Source organism: Solirubrum puertoriconensis (assembly GCF_001483135.1).
GTDB classification, from domain to species: Bacteria; Bacteroidota; Bacteroidia; order Cytophagales; family Hymenobacteraceae; genus Solirubrum; species Solirubrum puertoriconensis.
Genome location: NZ_LNAL01000006.1, coordinates 429451 through 444019 on the forward strand (window position 1 = coordinate 429451; position 14569 = coordinate 444019).

Genomic DNA, 14569 nt, shown 5'->3' on the forward strand with positions numbered 1-14569 from the left:
CTGGCTGCGGCGGTAAGACATTCTTTGCTCCCGGCCCCCTCGAGCAGATAAAGGGGGCCGGAAAGCAAAGGAGCCGAAGCGGCGGCGAAGCGCTTTCTCCCGAAGCGCTTCGCCTAGGTCCCGACGCTGGAAGGGAAGCCCCGTACCATGGCAGTGGATGGGCTTCCAAGTTTTCCCTCCCTTTTATACTTCCAGCGTAGCGGGGTGCTCGGCTTGTTGTTCGGTGAGGATAGCGTTTTCCTCGTCAGTAGTTGTTGGGGCCGCATTTTGCACAGCGTCGAAAGCGCGCTGCAAATCGGCCTTGATGTCGTCGATGTGCTCGATGCCCAGCGACAGGCGCAGCAGCGTGGGCGTTACGCCGGCGGCGCGCTGCTCCTCGTCGGAAAGCTGCTGGTGCGTGGTGGCCGAGGGCTGAATGATGAGCGTTTTGGCGTCGCCCACGTTGGCCAGGTGGCTAATCAGCTGCAGGTTGTCGATGAACTGGGTAGCCGTATCCTTCGAGCCTTTGATGGCGAAGGTGAGCACGCCGCCAAAACCTCGCTTGAGGTACTTGGTGGCCAGCTGATGGTAGGGGCTGCTCTTCAGGCCGGGGTAGTTCACGGCCTCTACCTGCGGGTGCTGCTCCAGCCATTCGGCAATTTTTTGGGCGTTTTCCACGGTGCGGTCTACGCGCAGGCTCAGCGTTTCGAGGCCAATGAGCAGCTGCCAGGCGTTAAAAGGGCTCTGCGACGGACCGAAGTCGCGCAGGCCTTCTACGCGGGCCCGGATGATGAAAGCAATGTTGCCGAAGGGACCATTTTTGCCAAATACGTTATTGAATACTAAGCCATGGTAGCCTTCGCTCGGTTCGGTAAACTGCGGAAATTTGCCGTTGCCGAAGTCGTACTTGCCGCCATCCACAATTACACCGCCAATGGAGGTGCCGTGGCCGCCAATCCACTTCGTAGCCGATTGCACCACAATGTGCGCACCGTGCTCCAAGGGGCGGAACAGGTAGCCACCGGCCCCGAAGGTGTTATCCACAATCAGTGGGATGTCGTGCTTGTTGGCAATGGCCGCAATGGCTTCGAAATCCGGAATATTGAAGCCCGGGTTGCCGATGGTTTCGAGGTACAGGGCCTTGGTATTCTCGTCGATTAGCCGCTCAAAGCTCTCGGGGTTGTCCCCGTCGGCAAAGCGCACCTCAATACCTAGGCGCTTGAACGCAACCTTGAATTGATTGTACGTGCCGCCGTACAGAAACGAAGTTGACACGAAGTTGTCGCCGGCTTGCAGGATATTGTTCAGAGCAATGAACTGTGCCGCCTGTCCCGAAGCCGTTGCCAACGCTGCTACCCCGCCTTCGAGCGCTGCCACCCGCTGCTCGAACACGTCGGTAGTGGGGTTCATCAGGCGGGTGTAAATGTTGCCGAACTCTTTCAGCGCAAAGAGGTTAGCGCCGTGTTCAGCATTCTTGAATACGTAGGATGTAGTTTGGAACAGCGGTACTGCGCGGGCACCCGTGGTAGGGTCGGGTTGCTGGCCGGCGTGGAGTTGCAGGGTCTCGAAGTGCAGGTTTTGCTGGGACATGATGAGGCTGAGAAAGAGGGTTGTGGATTGCGAAAGCGATGTGGAAAACCGGCCACAGCAAGCCCAAAGCCGCGTGTGCCGAAGTGGTAGCCCGTAGCAGCCCAAGTGAAACCCTAGGGTGCGACGAAGCCACGTGCCGCCGAGTAGCCGAGCGGCCAGAAAGTGAAATGAGAAGGGTAGGGGCAGGCTTTAAGCGCCCGCGGGGCTAACTACCAACAACAGCAACAACACGCCGTTTCGGCAGCGCGCATGGCCTGCGGCTGCATTACCATCGCGGTAGCGGGGCGAGCGGCTACAAGCATAATTGTAGCGGGCGCCGCGGTAGCGCGGAACTGCGAAGAAGTGTTGTAGGGGTGCGGGTAGGTATCCATAGCACGCTATTTATTTGTCCCCTCGGTGGGGGCAGGACTTGGCACCTGCCAGCTTGTGCGTTGCTGGTGGTTGCCAGCGGGTCATCGAGCCTGTTCTCTCGCCGCTTCGGAATAAACCATGCTTCAAAAAACGCCGGGCCGTAAGCCAGGCTGGCACAAAGGTAGTACCGGTTGCATTAAACGCAAATCCAGAGAAAAGTTTTTTTCGACCAGCTAGTTCTTGGTAATCGGTATACTGTTACTATGAATTAGCGTGTTGATTTACAAATACATGAATTTCGATTAGGCTTTGCGATAAGCACAAAAAAACGCCTAGGGCTCGGACCTAGGCGTTGACAATTCAAGCGTGAGCAAAGCTTACAACTTGGGCAGTTTCAGTGTTTGGCCCACCTCAATGTGGTCGGGGTTATTGCCAATGGTCGACTTATTAGCGTCGTAAATCTGGTGCCACTTGGAGGCGTCGCCGTAGTGCTTCTTGGCAATTTTTGACAACGAATCGCCACTTACTACGGTGTAGGTTTCGCCTTGCGCAGCGGCCGGTTGAGCTTGTTGTGGTTGCTGTTGGTTGCCGAAGAAATCGGTAGCACCGCCAGCGGGCTTAGGCGGCTGGGTGGGTTGTACGGGTTTCTTCTCGCCCTTATCGCTGAGGAAATCAAATAGTCCCATGGTTGTGTGGTCTTGGTAAGTAGGTGCGAACAGAGCTATAGCCGCTTACTCAGAGGCGGTTAGCTCGAGTAAGCTGTACGGAGCCAAGGGCAGCGGGTTGCATGCTTAACCCTTTGCGGCTGGTCGCGTAAGAAACGGCGCAGCCTGCCGCGTTGCATTCCGAACCCCTGTTCCAACCCATTCCAGACATCCTATGACACGCGCATTTAACACACCGCTCCACTACCTAGGCTCCTTATTGCTGATGTTTACGCTGGTTATGTACGCCTGCGGCAGCAAAGAAGGAAAAGTAGAGGGGCAAAACATGCTCTACGGCACCGAAAGCAAAATTTGGAAAACCCGCCGCGAAGAAGACGCCACCGGCGACAAAGTGAAGCAAACTGCCGAGCAAAAGCAGGAAGAAATCCGCTTTTTTGCCAACGGGCAGTACGTAATGACTTCGCCAACGCAGTCCATCAACGGTAAGTACACCTTCGACCAGGCCAACAAGAAAATTACCATGACGCCCGACAATGGGAACATGTCAAATACTTTCGATGTGGCTACGCTTACCGACGACCGCCTAACGCTACGCAGCACCGATGGCGCCGAGTTGCAGCTGGAAGCGGAGTAGTACCTAGATGGTACAGCTCGCTGATGAAAAGAAAGCCCCGCAGCATAGTTGCTGCGGGGCTTTCTTTTTGGTTTGGGTATTCTGAAGTGCTTACGAAGCCATAACCTCCTCGGCCACCTTGCGGCCAAATACGCGGCCTACCCAACGGGGCAGGAAGATGGAGCCCAGCACTAGGTACAGATAGTAGGTGGCAATGCGGTAGAGCAGCAGGATGAAGTTTGTCATAGTGGCCGAGCCGGCAAAGCTGCGGAAGAAGAACGGGAAGGCGCCCTCGGCAAAACCCGCGCCGCCCGGCGTAATAGCTACCAACAGTACGACCTTGTACACCAAGTTCCGGGCGAAGATGACGCCGAATGTAGCCCAGCTTACGGGCATAAAGGCCGCAATGAGGCAGCCGATAACCAAGTACCGCGCCGTCCAGACAAAAGCCGTTGAAAGGGCAGCCCGGCTCCAGTAAGCCCAACCGTTGCCGCGCAGTTGCGCCGAGGCCCACACCAGCTCGGTGCCGTGTTGCCAGGCGCGGCGGCGCCAACGGCGCAGCCCCCTTACCGAGAACAGGCGCATAATCAGCCGCTTTACTACGTGCGGGTTTATTAGCAGCGCCCAAGCCATCAGGCCTGAGTAAATGAACGTGAGCACGTAGCTCAGCCAGAAGGCAACTTTAAGCGTAGTAATCAGCCCACTCTCCAGCACCTCGGTAGGATAAAGGTTGTCGCCGGCCAGCAGCAGCACAAAAGGTACCACCACTACAAAGTAGAGATTATCGAGCATGGCCGTGGCCATCACATAGGCCAACGATTTACCTAGGGGTATTCCTTCTTTGTTGATGATAAACGTGGCAACGGTGGTACCACCCACCGCTGATGGCAGCACGCACGAGGCCAACTCCCATATCATAATCACGTCGATGCTCTGGCGCCACGAAAGCTGCTTTTCCGAAATGTGCCGGATGCGATACATATAGCCAACATCGCGCACAAACAGCACGGCTAGCACCACCAGCAGCCACAACGGGCGGGCATCGGCCAGCGGAGCTAGGTCGCCGGGCTTATAGCTGCGCCAGAACATGAAACCTACTACCCCGAGCCCAATAGCAACCGGCAGCAGCATCCGCGAAGGCGATAATTTTTCGAGCAGCTGGCGGTCCTGCTGGGGAGTGGTCATGCAAGTGGGTGGGTAGTGATCAGGCAAAAATACGTAGTTGCACTAGGGCGGGTGGTTAAAATATTTTTAACCCAGGCAAGGCACAATGCTTGTAGGAATGAGCCCATAGGCCTGAGCGCCCCGTACAGGAACTGCCGCTCAATAGCAGTACGTTAAGCTACGAACCGCCAGGCTGAAAATGTCGTAACTTTGCGAGCTAGTGTCGGCTTGTTCTAGCAACGAGCCGCAACAAACTGGCCACTACGGTGGTTAGCCGCTACCATCCTACTCGTTGCCGTAACCGAACCCAATGATTGTCGAACCCGGACCCCTACTGGCGGCCATCAACTCGCCCGCTGATCTTAAAGAGTTGCGCGAAGACCAGTTGGTTCAGCTCAGCCAAGAATTACGGCAGTTTATCATCGATTCGGTCTCGATCTACGGCGGCCACTTCGGCGCTTCCCTAGGTGTGGTAGAGCTTACTGTGGCGCTGCACTACGTGTTCAACACGCCTTACGACCAGCTCGTATGGGACGTGGGGCACCAGGCCTACGGGCACAAAATCCTGACGGGGCGCCGGGCGCAGTTTCATACCAACCGCAAGTACGGCGGGCTGTCGGGCTTTCCGAAGCGTTCCGAAAGCGAGTACGACGCCTTTGGGGTTGGGCACAGCTCTACCAGCATTGGCGCGGCCCTAGGTATGGCCGTGGCTTCTGATTATAAGAAGGAGTTCGACCGGCAGCATATTGCCGTGATTGGTGACGGCGCCATGACGGCGGGTATGGCTTTCGAGGCCCTGAACCACGCCGGGGTAGCCAATACCAACCTGCTAGTTATCCTTAACGATAACTGCATGAGCATCGACCCCAACGTGGGCGCGCTCAAGGAATACCTCACCGACATTACCACCTCGCGCACTTACAACCGTGTGCGCGACGAGCTGTGGAACGTGCTGGGCAAGCTCAGCAAATTCGGCCCGAACCCACAAGCCATTGCCAGCAAAGTAGAGTCGGCCATGAAAGCCACTCTGATGAAGCAGAGCAACCTGTTCGAGGCCCTGAAGTTCCGCTACTTTGGCCCCGTCGACGGGCACGACGTGCAGCACTTGGCCACTATCCTGAATGACCTGAAGAACATTCCGGGGCCGAAGCTGCTGCACTGTGTAACCGTGAAGGGCAAAGGCTACGCGTTGGCCGAAAAGGACCAGACCTTGTGGCACGCTCCCGGCTTGTTCGACAAGATTACCGGCGAGATTTACAAGAAGGTACCCGATAAGCCCCAGCCGCCGAAGTACCAGGATGTGTTTGGGCATACCATGGTGGAACTGGCCGAGCAAAACCCAAAGGTGATGGGCGTTACGCCCGCAATGCCCTCCGGCTGCTCGCTCAACATCATGATGAAAGCCATGCCCGATCGTGCCTTCGACGTAGGTATTGCCGAGCAGCACGCTGTTACGTTCTCGGCGGGTTTGGCTACGCAGGGCTTGGTGCCGTTCTGCAACATCTACTCGTCGTTTATGCAGCGCGCCTACGACCAAGTAGTGCACGACGTGGCCCTGCAAAACCTCCACGTAGTATTCTGCCTCGACCGCGCCGGTTTTGCCGGTGCCGATGGCGCCACCCACCACGGCGCCTACGATTTGGCGTACATGCGCTGCATTCCCAACATGGTAGTGGCTGCTCCCATGAACGAGGAAGAGCTGCGTAACCTCATGTACACGGCCACCCTACCCGAAAACGCTGGCCCGTTTACCATTCGTTACCCACGCGGCGAGGGCGTAATTCCCGAATGGCGTAAGCCGCTGCAGCGCATTGCCGTAGGTACCGGGCGCACCATTCGCGAGGGCAACGGCGAGGTGGCTATTCTGAGCATCGGCCACATGGGCAACTATGCCGTGAAGGCTACTCAGCAGCTGTTTGCCGAAGGCGTGGACACTGGCCATTACGACATGCGCTTCTGCAAGCCTCTCGACGAGGAATTACTGCACCAAGTACTGCGCCGCTACAAGGCCATAGTAACCGTGGAGGACGGCTGCTTGCAGGGCGGTTTCGGCTCGGCTGTGCTCGAGTTTATTGCCGACCATGGGTATGCAGTGCCCGTGAAGCGCCTAGGTATTCCGGACAGCGTGGTGGAGCATGGCTCGCAGGACGAGCTATACAAAGAGTGCGGCTACGACGCCGCCGGTATTGCCGCGGCCGTGCGCGAGCAGGCTGCGAAGGTGGCCGCGGCCCAAACGGCTAAGTTGCTGCGCTAATAGCCGATGTCCAATTTTCGACCTGTGGATACAGAGCACTGGCTGCGGCTGGTGCTCTTTTTTGTGGGTTGGTTCGGCTGCTCAGGCGTAGCTGCACAGCCGAGCCAACGGGCTTTGTTTCCGCGCATGCCGCGGTATGTCAGCTTCAGTCCGCGCATTATCAAAGGGGTACTGCCGGAAAGCAGCGGCTTGCAGGCATCCAATAGCGCGGTACGCGTCGTTGCTGAACCGTTCCAGCGCAACGGAAAAAGGTACTGGCACCTCGACCTATACTACGACAACAAAGCCACAGAACGCTTTACCCTCCGGCAGCGGGGCGACACGGTGTATGCGGCGGTGGATACCCATATGACCGAGTGGAATGCAGAAGCCGCAGTATCCCGCCTGCACGCTTTCCAACGCGCCGTTCGGCAGCTGCACGAGCAAGACCCGCGACGAATGCCCCCACCGCCTCCCAGCGTCGAGGAGAACGTGCTTTTCCGGTTCGATGCGCGGGTGGGGGAGGAATGGGGTTGCTTCACGGAAGCGCAAAGCAGCATCCAATACTATCGGATCAGCCTAGAGCAGATTGTAGATCAGGAACAGGCCGAGCCGCTATACGTATTTGCACTCCGGTACAGCATGAGCGCATCGCACCTGCCAACGCTGCAAAAGCTGGTAGTTTCCAAAACCAAGGGTATTCGCGGAATGCTGTGGTACGATTATGCCTGCTGGGAACCTTACGACTGCGAAGATTTGCTGGTGCGCTACGGTAAGTGGGAGTAGCAGGTGCCAGCTCTCGTAACTACAAGCTGCTGATGGCCGATGCGGTAGCAGGTGCCTCGCAGCGGCGCTTCACCACTTGCATAATGCGCCGCTGAATCTCGCTCATCACATAATCCGTCCAGAGGCCCGCGTAGGGGTTAAGGTTGGTGCTGAGGCGTTGCTGACTGTAGAGCACCAGCCGCGTGTGGCCGTTGGGCAGCGGTTGCAACTCGTAGGTGCCGCGCAGCACATCGAAAAAGCGGCCGCCAACTATCACGTGCTCGTCGAAGGTAGTGGGCGGGATGGTAGCCGTATTGGGCTTGATGCTGAACGAGAGTTTACGCTCGGGTATCCATTCATCAACGGTTTCGATAAACTCTACCCCGCGTTCGAACGTGGCATGGCGCACGCCGCCTACGCCCTCGTGCGTAAGCGTGGCCTCAACGGGGCGCGGAAAGCCGATATCATCGACCAAGCTGGGCCCTAGGTCGGCAGGAGTGATGGGAGGAACCCACACGATGTGCTGCCATACCACAGCTGGCGGAGCCGCAATGGTTACCACATTTTCGACGCGACGGATGCTATCGGGAGTGGCAAACCGGCTTTCGGCAAAAGCTACCACGAAGGGCAGCAACGCCACGGCCGACACGAGCACGTAGTCGTCGGGCTTGTTTTTGCGGCGCCGCTCCAAGAACGCGTAAAGCTGCCCGCCCAAGCACGACACCACAAAGAATAATGGCAGAATGATGATTAGGCAGATGGCTCCTTCCAATTGCGTGATAAACGCTGTCAGCACAAACAGCGTGGTCGAAATCCAGGGAGCAAAGGCGTAGCGCCAAGCACTGCCGCGGCTGGCTGACGTGTAGTGTGCCGTCAGGATACCTAAGCCAAAAGGCACCACCACCAGAAACGAGACCATCAGCAAACCGCCGAAACGCTCAAACGGGCCTGTGTTGAAGAGAAACCGAAAGGCAAGGGCGTACAACAAGCCCGCCAATACCGCTAGCAGTTTAGGAACGTGGCGGCCAGCAAAACGAAGCATAAAGCAGAGGATAATTGCCCGAATATAGCCGGCTGCCCGTGGGCACCTAGGCACTACACTCGCTCAAGTATTCGCTCGCGGTGGTGCACACCCCAGTCGCGGATTTCGCCGATTACTTTCTCCAGCGTGCGGCCATAGTCAGTAAGCGAATATTCAACGGCCAGCGGCACGGTATCGAATACGGTGCGTTTCACTAGCTCGTGACTTTCCAGCTCCTTCAGCTCTTTCGATAACACCTTAGCTGCTACGCCCAACTCGCGTTGGATTTCCTTGAAACGCCGCTCCCGCACGGAAAGCAGCATAATTACCGGAATCTTCCATTTGCCACCTAGCACATCCATAGCGTCGCGCAGGGGCCGGAGGTAATCGGTGCAGGTTTTGGTAGCTGACATTGGACTGTTGGTCGGAGTGAATGAATAACTTATAAGTAACCGGTTACTCACAGGTTAGTTGCAACAAATGTACGTACATAGTTTCGGATATTTGCCTCAGCAAACAAGACCAACTGGCCGGCTAAGCTGGCCTTAAATCAACTGTTCTGCCATGGCTACTACCAAATGGGTACTCGACCCCACCCACTCCGAAGTCCAATTCAAAATCAAGCACTTGGTCATTTCTACCGTAACGGGCTCGTTTAAGCAGTTCGAAGGAGAAGTAGAAACCGAGGACGACAACTTCGAAACGGGCAAAGTGCGCTTTGCTGCTAACATTGCCAGCATCGACACCAACCAGGAGCAACGCGACCAGCACCTGAAGTCGGCCGACTTTTTCGATGCGGAGAACTATCCGCAACTGACGTTTGAATCGACTTTGCTCCGGAAAGTATCCGGCAACGAGTATAAGCTGCAGGGCAACCTCACTATCAAAGGTGAAACGCATACTATTGATTTGAACGTGGAGTACGGCGGTTCGGCCACCGATTTCTACGGCAACCACAAAGCCGGCTTTGAACTGACGGGCAAGATCAGCCGCAAAGAGTTTGGCCTTACTTGGAGCGCCGTAACCGAAGCAGGGGCCATTGTAGTGGGCGACGATGTGAAGCTTTTTGCCAACGTACAATTTGTGAAGCAGGTAGCCGAAGTAGTTGCCTAAGCATCAGGCAGCGGCTTGAATGAGAAATGAGCAGAGCCAAGCCGCATTTAAGTTGCTCACCTCTGCTTGCAGGAAAAATAGCTGTTGCTGCTACCATCGAAGCCACTCCGCTCAGGGGTGGCTTTTTTATGCTTCGGGCTTAGTGCATATCCTGTTAGGCGGTGGTACTACCTAAGCGGGCAACATATTGCTGCCGCTACCTTTGCACCGTGCCGCTCCGCTACCTCCGCCACTCCGAAATAGATATGCTTGCTTGGCAAGCTTGCCTGGCGCGCGCCGAACAGCCAGTGCCCTACGCACAGGCGCTGTGGCTCGATGTTACCAACGACCCTACCTGGGAAGCCGTGGTGGAGCCCGATGGCAACGGTGGCTATGCTTCGGTGTTTCCGGTGCCCGTGCGCCGCCGTTTGTGGGGCGCTGAGTGCTTGCAGCCGCCTTTTACGCAGCAATTGGGGTTGCTTACTACTTCCGCAAGCCAACACCGCCAATTGCAAGGGTACTTGCAACTGTTGGCAAAACGGTTTGCGCGCTTGCACCTGCAGCTGAACACCGATAATTCTTCGCCCAGCAGCTTGCCTGTGGGCTGGCGCCTTGCAAACCGCACCACCTACCATCTAGGCTTAGCCGACGATTACAGCACATTGCTGCGGAGCTATACTCCTGAGTTCAGGCGCCGGCTAAGGCAGCACCAAGAACAGGGTGTTCCGTTGCGGGTTGTGGCTGGCAAGTCAGCGGCGCCCCTCATCGCTTTGTTCCGAAGCTACAAGCCTAACAGGCAAACCCACCTGCGCGAAGAGCACTTTGTGCGGTTGCAACGCTTGGTAACTGCCCTAGGTAGCCAGGCTGAAATACTCGAGGTGTACCACCCAAGCAACGGCGAGCTACTGGCCGGCGCCTTGTTTGTGCATAGCCGGCAGCGCATCACGTATTTGTTTGCGGCGGCATCGGAAGCGGGCAAAAAACAGCATGCACCTATGCTGCTGCTCAACGAGGTCATCCGCCGCCATGCGGGCACGCCCAATCTGCTGCTCGACTTTGAAGGCGGAAGCATACCTAGTATTGCTCGGTTTTTTGCGAATTTCGGGGCGCGGCCCGTGCCGTATTATTCCCTCACCCAAACCACCCGCCCGTGGTACCTGACCTGGATGCGTTGACCCAAGGCGACCGAGTGCACATCGTGACCTCCGAGCCCAGCATTGCCAACCATTTTCTTGCCGAGCTGCGCGATGTAAACGTGCAACGCGATTCGCTGCGTTTCCGCCGCAACCTGCAGCGCCTCGGCGAAATAATAGCGTACCGCATTAGCTCGCAGCTGAATTACACCGAAAAGGTGGTGCAAACTCCGCTGGCTGAGTCGCGGGGGCAGTTGTTGGCCGATTTTCCAGTGCTGGCCACGGTGCTGCGCGCGGGGCTACCATTTCACCAGGGGTTCCTCAATTACTTCGATCAGTCGCCCAGCGCTTTTGTGGCGGCGTACCGCATCGAGGCTACCTCGCGGGTGGAGGTGCAGGTTGAATACCTCTCGGCCCCCAGCCTCAACGACCGGGTGCTGATTTTGGCCGATCCTATGCTAGCCACGGGCAAATCGTTGGCGCTTACCTACCGTGCTATGCTACGTTTCGGACAGCCCCGACAGGTGCACATTGCGGCCGTAATTGCGTCGCCCGAAGGCTTGCGGCACGTACTCGAAGAAATCCCGGAAGCCCACATCTGGCTAGCCGCCCTAGACGACCACCTGAACGAACATGCGTATATTGTTCCAGGCTTGGGCGACGCAGGAGATTTGGCCTACGGCAGCAAGCTGTAGCGCGCCGGCCAACCAATTTGTAGTCTGAAAACTTGCTTGCTGCTTAAGCTGCTTTGGTAATTGCTTTGCTAAAACGTCCAACGTCTGACCGCCCGTGATGCCACACGCCGTCAAATACGCGTCCGTTTTCCTGCTGAGCATGGTTAAGTTCTTTGGCGGACCACTGGCCGGAGCTGCTGCGGGCCTGTCGTTTGTGCCCACCTGGGTACTCACAGTAGCCGGCATGATGACCAGCGTACTGGTGTTTTCGGGCCTAGGGCGAATCTTCGTGGCGCACCTGCAGCGCCGCCGCCGCCTGCGCCACAAGCCGGTGTTCACACCTAGGGCGCGGCAAATCGTGCGGGTGTTTAAACGGTTTGGCATTGGTGGCATTGCTTTCCTCACCCCCGTACTGTTTACGCCTATTGGCGGCACCGTTATAGCTACGCTATTGGGCGTAAAGCGCCGTCACATTCTGCTGCACATGCTTTGGAGTGCCATGTTTTGGGGCGCAGCTTTTACTTTCATAACCATCAAGTTCAGCCATTTGCCCATCTTCCATCGTTGAGCTGTTGGCTTACTTGCTACCCCACAGCGGCCCGGTGCATTTGGTACCGGGCCGCTCTGCTTTTAAGGGGTTTTGAGCAAAGAAGGAATAATCAAGAGACAAGTGCTTGTTGTTTATATATAATTTATTGTTATTTAAGTCATAATTAAGGCAGGATAAAAACCTTGCCTGCACTTTGGTCCGGCTGAACATCCACCAACGAGCCGGCGCGTGGGTCCTGCCAAGAGCCACGTTGCGTACTGCTGAGCCCTAGGTACCGTTGTGCTCAGCAAGTATGCGTGCACAGCTTGCTTGAGGGTAAGGTATTGTTCCACATTGTGTTGTTGACGGCGCACGCCTATTGCAGCTAAGTAGCTTGTACTGATAGCTGCCTGTAACACATATCTGGCTACTGATGAGTTGCCCGCGCCTATGGTGAGGCAGCTTGGATGGGCATTGCCTACAGCAAAGCATCGGCTTACTTCTCAACAATACCGCAGTGCACCCTAGGTACTGCAAACGGTAACTACCCGATGGAAGGACTTATACCCCGTTTGTTCGCGTTGGCCGTGAGTACGTTGTTGAGCGTGGTGCCTGCCTGGGCCCAGTCGTCGTTGCCGTGCGGTACGCCTCCGCCAACGGCGGCCGAGCAAACCCGCTTGCTTCAACTGTCATTAAGCCCCGCAGTAGCTCGGCCAACTGGTGCAGTCGCCAACTTGCCGGTGCGGCTCAACATTATTCGCCGCTCCGATGGTAGCAGTGGTGCCGATGCCACAACGCTTTTGCGGGCTCTAGCTGAAACGAATCTTCGCTTCCGCAACGCCAACGTGCAGTTCTATGCGTGTGGCCAGGTACGCTACATCAACAGCGACCAGTACTACGATTTCGATTACGGCACCGACGACGGCCCTTTAGCGGCTGCCTACGACGAAAGCGGCGTCATCAATATTTACTGTACCAAGAACATAAGCATCGGTGGTTTTGGTGGGGCCGGGGGCTACGCTATTGAGCGGCGCGTACTACTTGCCAACAATGCAATTGGCGACCATAACCTCGTGCAGCACGAATTGGGGCACGTGCTGGGTTTACCGCACACCTTCTTCAATAGCAACCACCCCGATATTGCCCAGCGCGAGCTGGTAGCCCGCATCAACTGCCGCACCACCGGCGACATGGTGTGCGATACCCCCGCTGATCCCTATGAGCGCAGCGGCGCTACCCAGCACGAGTGCAGCTACACCGGTACTATCACCGATGTCAACGGTGCGGTGTTTGCGCCGGCTATGCGCAACAGTATGGCGTATTGGGGTTGCGGCAATGCATTTACCCCCGGGCAATTGGCCCGAATGGATGCTTACCGCACGGCTTATCTAAATAACCTAAGCTGTAGTAACGAGCGGGTAAAGTCGCCCACTGGGCTGAATGCCAACAGCCTCGGTAGGAGCGGAGTAAAGCTCGACTGGAACGACCAAGCCGATAACGAGGTGGGCTACTTCATCGAACGAAGCTTATCAATGAACGGCGACTACGTTACTATTGGCGCTACGGGCCCTGCAGGCGTTACGTTCGTCGATCCGGCCCCGCCCGCCCAGCAAATGGTGTATTACCGCGTAAAGGCCATCAATTCCGTTGATGATTACAGCAACCGGGCCTCGGTAGCGGTTGATTTAACGTATTGCCGCCCCGAGTACGCCAATGGCAACTGCTTACCTGATTTGCCAGTGTACCTCTCGGGGTTTCAGGTGAACGAAGGCGCAAATGTGCTGCTCTCGCGGCCCTCAGTAGCCGGTTGTGGCAGTTACTTGGATTTTACATCCGGGCAAGACTTTATTTTGGTTGGCGGGCGTACCTACGAGCTGCTGCTGAAGCTATTTATTACCTCCAGTAACGAGTTCTACGCGCAGTATACCGCCGTATGGATCGACCTTAACCGCGACGGGGACTTTACGGATGCTGGCGAGCAGGTTTTCAAGGGCACCAGCAGCGGACAACAGCAACAAGCCAGCTTTGTGTTGCCCGAAAAAGTGGTGCCAGGCACTAGCCGGATGCGGGTGCGTACCCGCTACGTAAGCGGCGGCCCGCTCGACGACCCCTGCGAGTGGGCCGCTTACGGCGCCACCGAAGATTACGCCGTGCAACTGCGCGACCCCGAGCGGCCGCTGCCCGTGGAGCTGATTGCCTTTGATGCTCGTTCGCAGGCCGGCGGCGTAGTACGTACCGAATGGCGCACTGCCTCCGAAAAGCAGAACAACCGTTTTGAAGTGGAGCGGGCCCTCGATGGGCGCACCTTCGAGCGCATTGGCACCGTGGCTGGGCGGGGCACCACCAGCGGCCCCACTAACTACGGTTTCACCGATGCTAACGCCGCCCAACTACCTAGGCCGCTGTACTACCGCCTGCGCCAAGTCGATGACGACGGCACCAGCAGCCTTAGCCAGGTACGCGTTGTTGCCGGACCTAGTAGCTTGGCCGTGGGTTTGTTCCCAACCTTTACACAAGGTTCTGTAACGCTCGATTTGCGCGGTATGCCTGCGGTGCCATGTACCGCTCAAGTGGTCGATTTATCGGGCCGGGCTATTGCGGAGTGGCAGCTTACCGGCGGCACAGCCCACAGCCTATCGGTGCAGCAGCTGCGTCAAGGTACATACATGGTGCGGCTTAACGCCAAAGGCTTTACGTTGCCTTTGCTACGCCTCATGAAATGGTAGGGCAAATAACCACTTAGGGTTTACCACAAGGCAA

The 14569-nt window shown here is 56.8% G+C and carries 13 protein-coding genes and 1 riboswitch; of the genes, 8 read left to right on the forward strand and 5 right to left on the reverse strand.

The window, feature by feature from the left end; translation table 11 throughout:
- Positions 1-183 precede the first annotated feature (183 nt).
- A complete protein-coding gene (locus ASU33_RS06645) occupies positions 184-1569 on the reverse strand; it encodes an O-acetylhomoserine aminocarboxypropyltransferase/cysteine synthase family protein (protein ID WP_059069491.1) in 1386 nt (461 codons plus the stop codon).
- Between the two features lie 378 nt (positions 1570-1947).
- Positions 1948-2058: riboswitch (SAM riboswitch) on the reverse strand.
- 239 nt (positions 2059-2297) lie between these two features.
- Complete coding sequence (locus tag ASU33_RS06650) at positions 2298-2606, reverse strand: LysM peptidoglycan-binding domain-containing protein (protein WP_059069493.1); 309 nt, start codon at positions 2604-2606, stop codon at positions 2298-2300.
- A gap of 193 nt (positions 2607-2799) precedes the next feature.
- On the opposite strand from ASU33_RS06650, the gene ASU33_RS06655 reads away from it, so the two are divergent.
- The gene (locus ASU33_RS06655; RefSeq protein WP_149867082.1) at positions 2800-3219 is read left to right on the forward strand and encodes a lipocalin family protein; all 420 of its coding nucleotides are present in this window, start codon (positions 2800-2802) and stop codon (positions 3217-3219) included.
- A gap of 90 nt (positions 3220-3309) precedes the next feature.
- Here ASU33_RS06655 and ASU33_RS06660 read toward each other — a convergent pair whose 3' ends face one another.
- Positions 3310-4383 carry a lysylphosphatidylglycerol synthase transmembrane domain-containing protein gene (locus ASU33_RS06660; RefSeq protein ID WP_059069498.1) on the reverse strand — a complete coding sequence of 358 codons (1074 nt, stop codon included), beginning with the start codon at positions 4381-4383 and terminating at the stop codon, positions 3310-3312.
- Positions 4384-4672: 289 nt separating this feature from the next.
- Between ASU33_RS06660 and dxs the strand changes: the two genes are divergently transcribed.
- Together dxs and ASU33_RS06670 are read left to right on the forward strand one after the other, a co-directional pair.
- On the forward strand, positions 4673-6616 hold the full coding sequence (gene dxs, locus ASU33_RS06665) for a 1-deoxy-D-xylulose-5-phosphate synthase (RefSeq protein ID WP_059069500.1): 1944 nt from the start codon (positions 4673-4675) through the stop codon (positions 6614-6616).
- Positions 6617-6640: 24 nt separating this feature from the next.
- Complete coding sequence (locus tag ASU33_RS06670) at positions 6641-7381, forward strand: hypothetical protein (protein ID WP_059069502.1); 741 nt, start codon at positions 6641-6643, stop codon at positions 7379-7381.
- A 19-nt stretch (positions 7382-7400) separates the two neighbouring features.
- Here ASU33_RS06670 and ASU33_RS06675 read toward each other — a convergent pair whose 3' ends face one another.
- Both ASU33_RS06675 and ASU33_RS06680 read right to left on the reverse strand, forming a co-directional pair.
- A complete protein-coding gene (locus tag ASU33_RS06675) occupies positions 7401-8402 on the reverse strand; it encodes an SRPBCC family protein (protein ID WP_059069504.1) in 1002 nt (333 codons plus the stop codon).
- A gap of 53 nt (positions 8403-8455) precedes the next feature.
- Positions 8456-8794 (reverse strand): winged helix-turn-helix transcriptional regulator, encoded by a 339-nt coding sequence (locus tag ASU33_RS06680; protein ID WP_059069506.1) that lies wholly within the window; start codon positions 8792-8794, stop codon positions 8456-8458.
- A gap of 151 nt (positions 8795-8945) precedes the next feature.
- On the opposite strand from ASU33_RS06680, the gene ASU33_RS06685 reads away from it, so the two are divergent.
- From ASU33_RS06685 to ASU33_RS06705, 5 genes are all read left to right on the forward strand, one after another.
- Positions 8946-9494, forward strand: a complete 549-nt coding sequence (locus ASU33_RS06685) for a YceI family protein (protein WP_059069508.1) — start codon at positions 8946-8948, stop codon at positions 9492-9494.
- A gap of 209 nt (positions 9495-9703) precedes the next feature.
- Entirely contained in the window at positions 9704-10648 is a 945-nt protein-coding gene (locus ASU33_RS06690) for a GNAT family N-acetyltransferase (protein WP_059069511.1), read from the forward strand.
- Positions 10624-11301: a uracil phosphoribosyltransferase gene (upp, locus tag ASU33_RS06695; protein ID WP_286130423.1), complete on the forward strand. Its 678-nt coding sequence runs from the start codon at positions 10624-10626 to the stop codon at positions 11299-11301. Before ASU33_RS06690 ends, upp begins: the two co-directional genes overlap by 25 nt.
- A 139-nt stretch (positions 11302-11440) precedes the next feature.
- Positions 11441-11848, forward strand: coding sequence for a hypothetical protein (locus ASU33_RS06700; protein WP_286130424.1), 408 nt, complete (start codon positions 11441-11443; stop codon positions 11846-11848).
- A 512-nt stretch (positions 11849-12360) separates the two neighbouring features.
- Complete coding sequence (locus tag ASU33_RS06705) at positions 12361-14535, forward strand: GEVED domain-containing protein (protein WP_160328144.1); 2175 nt, start codon at positions 12361-12363, stop codon at positions 14533-14535.
- The last annotated feature ends 34 nt before the right edge of the window (positions 14536-14569 follow it).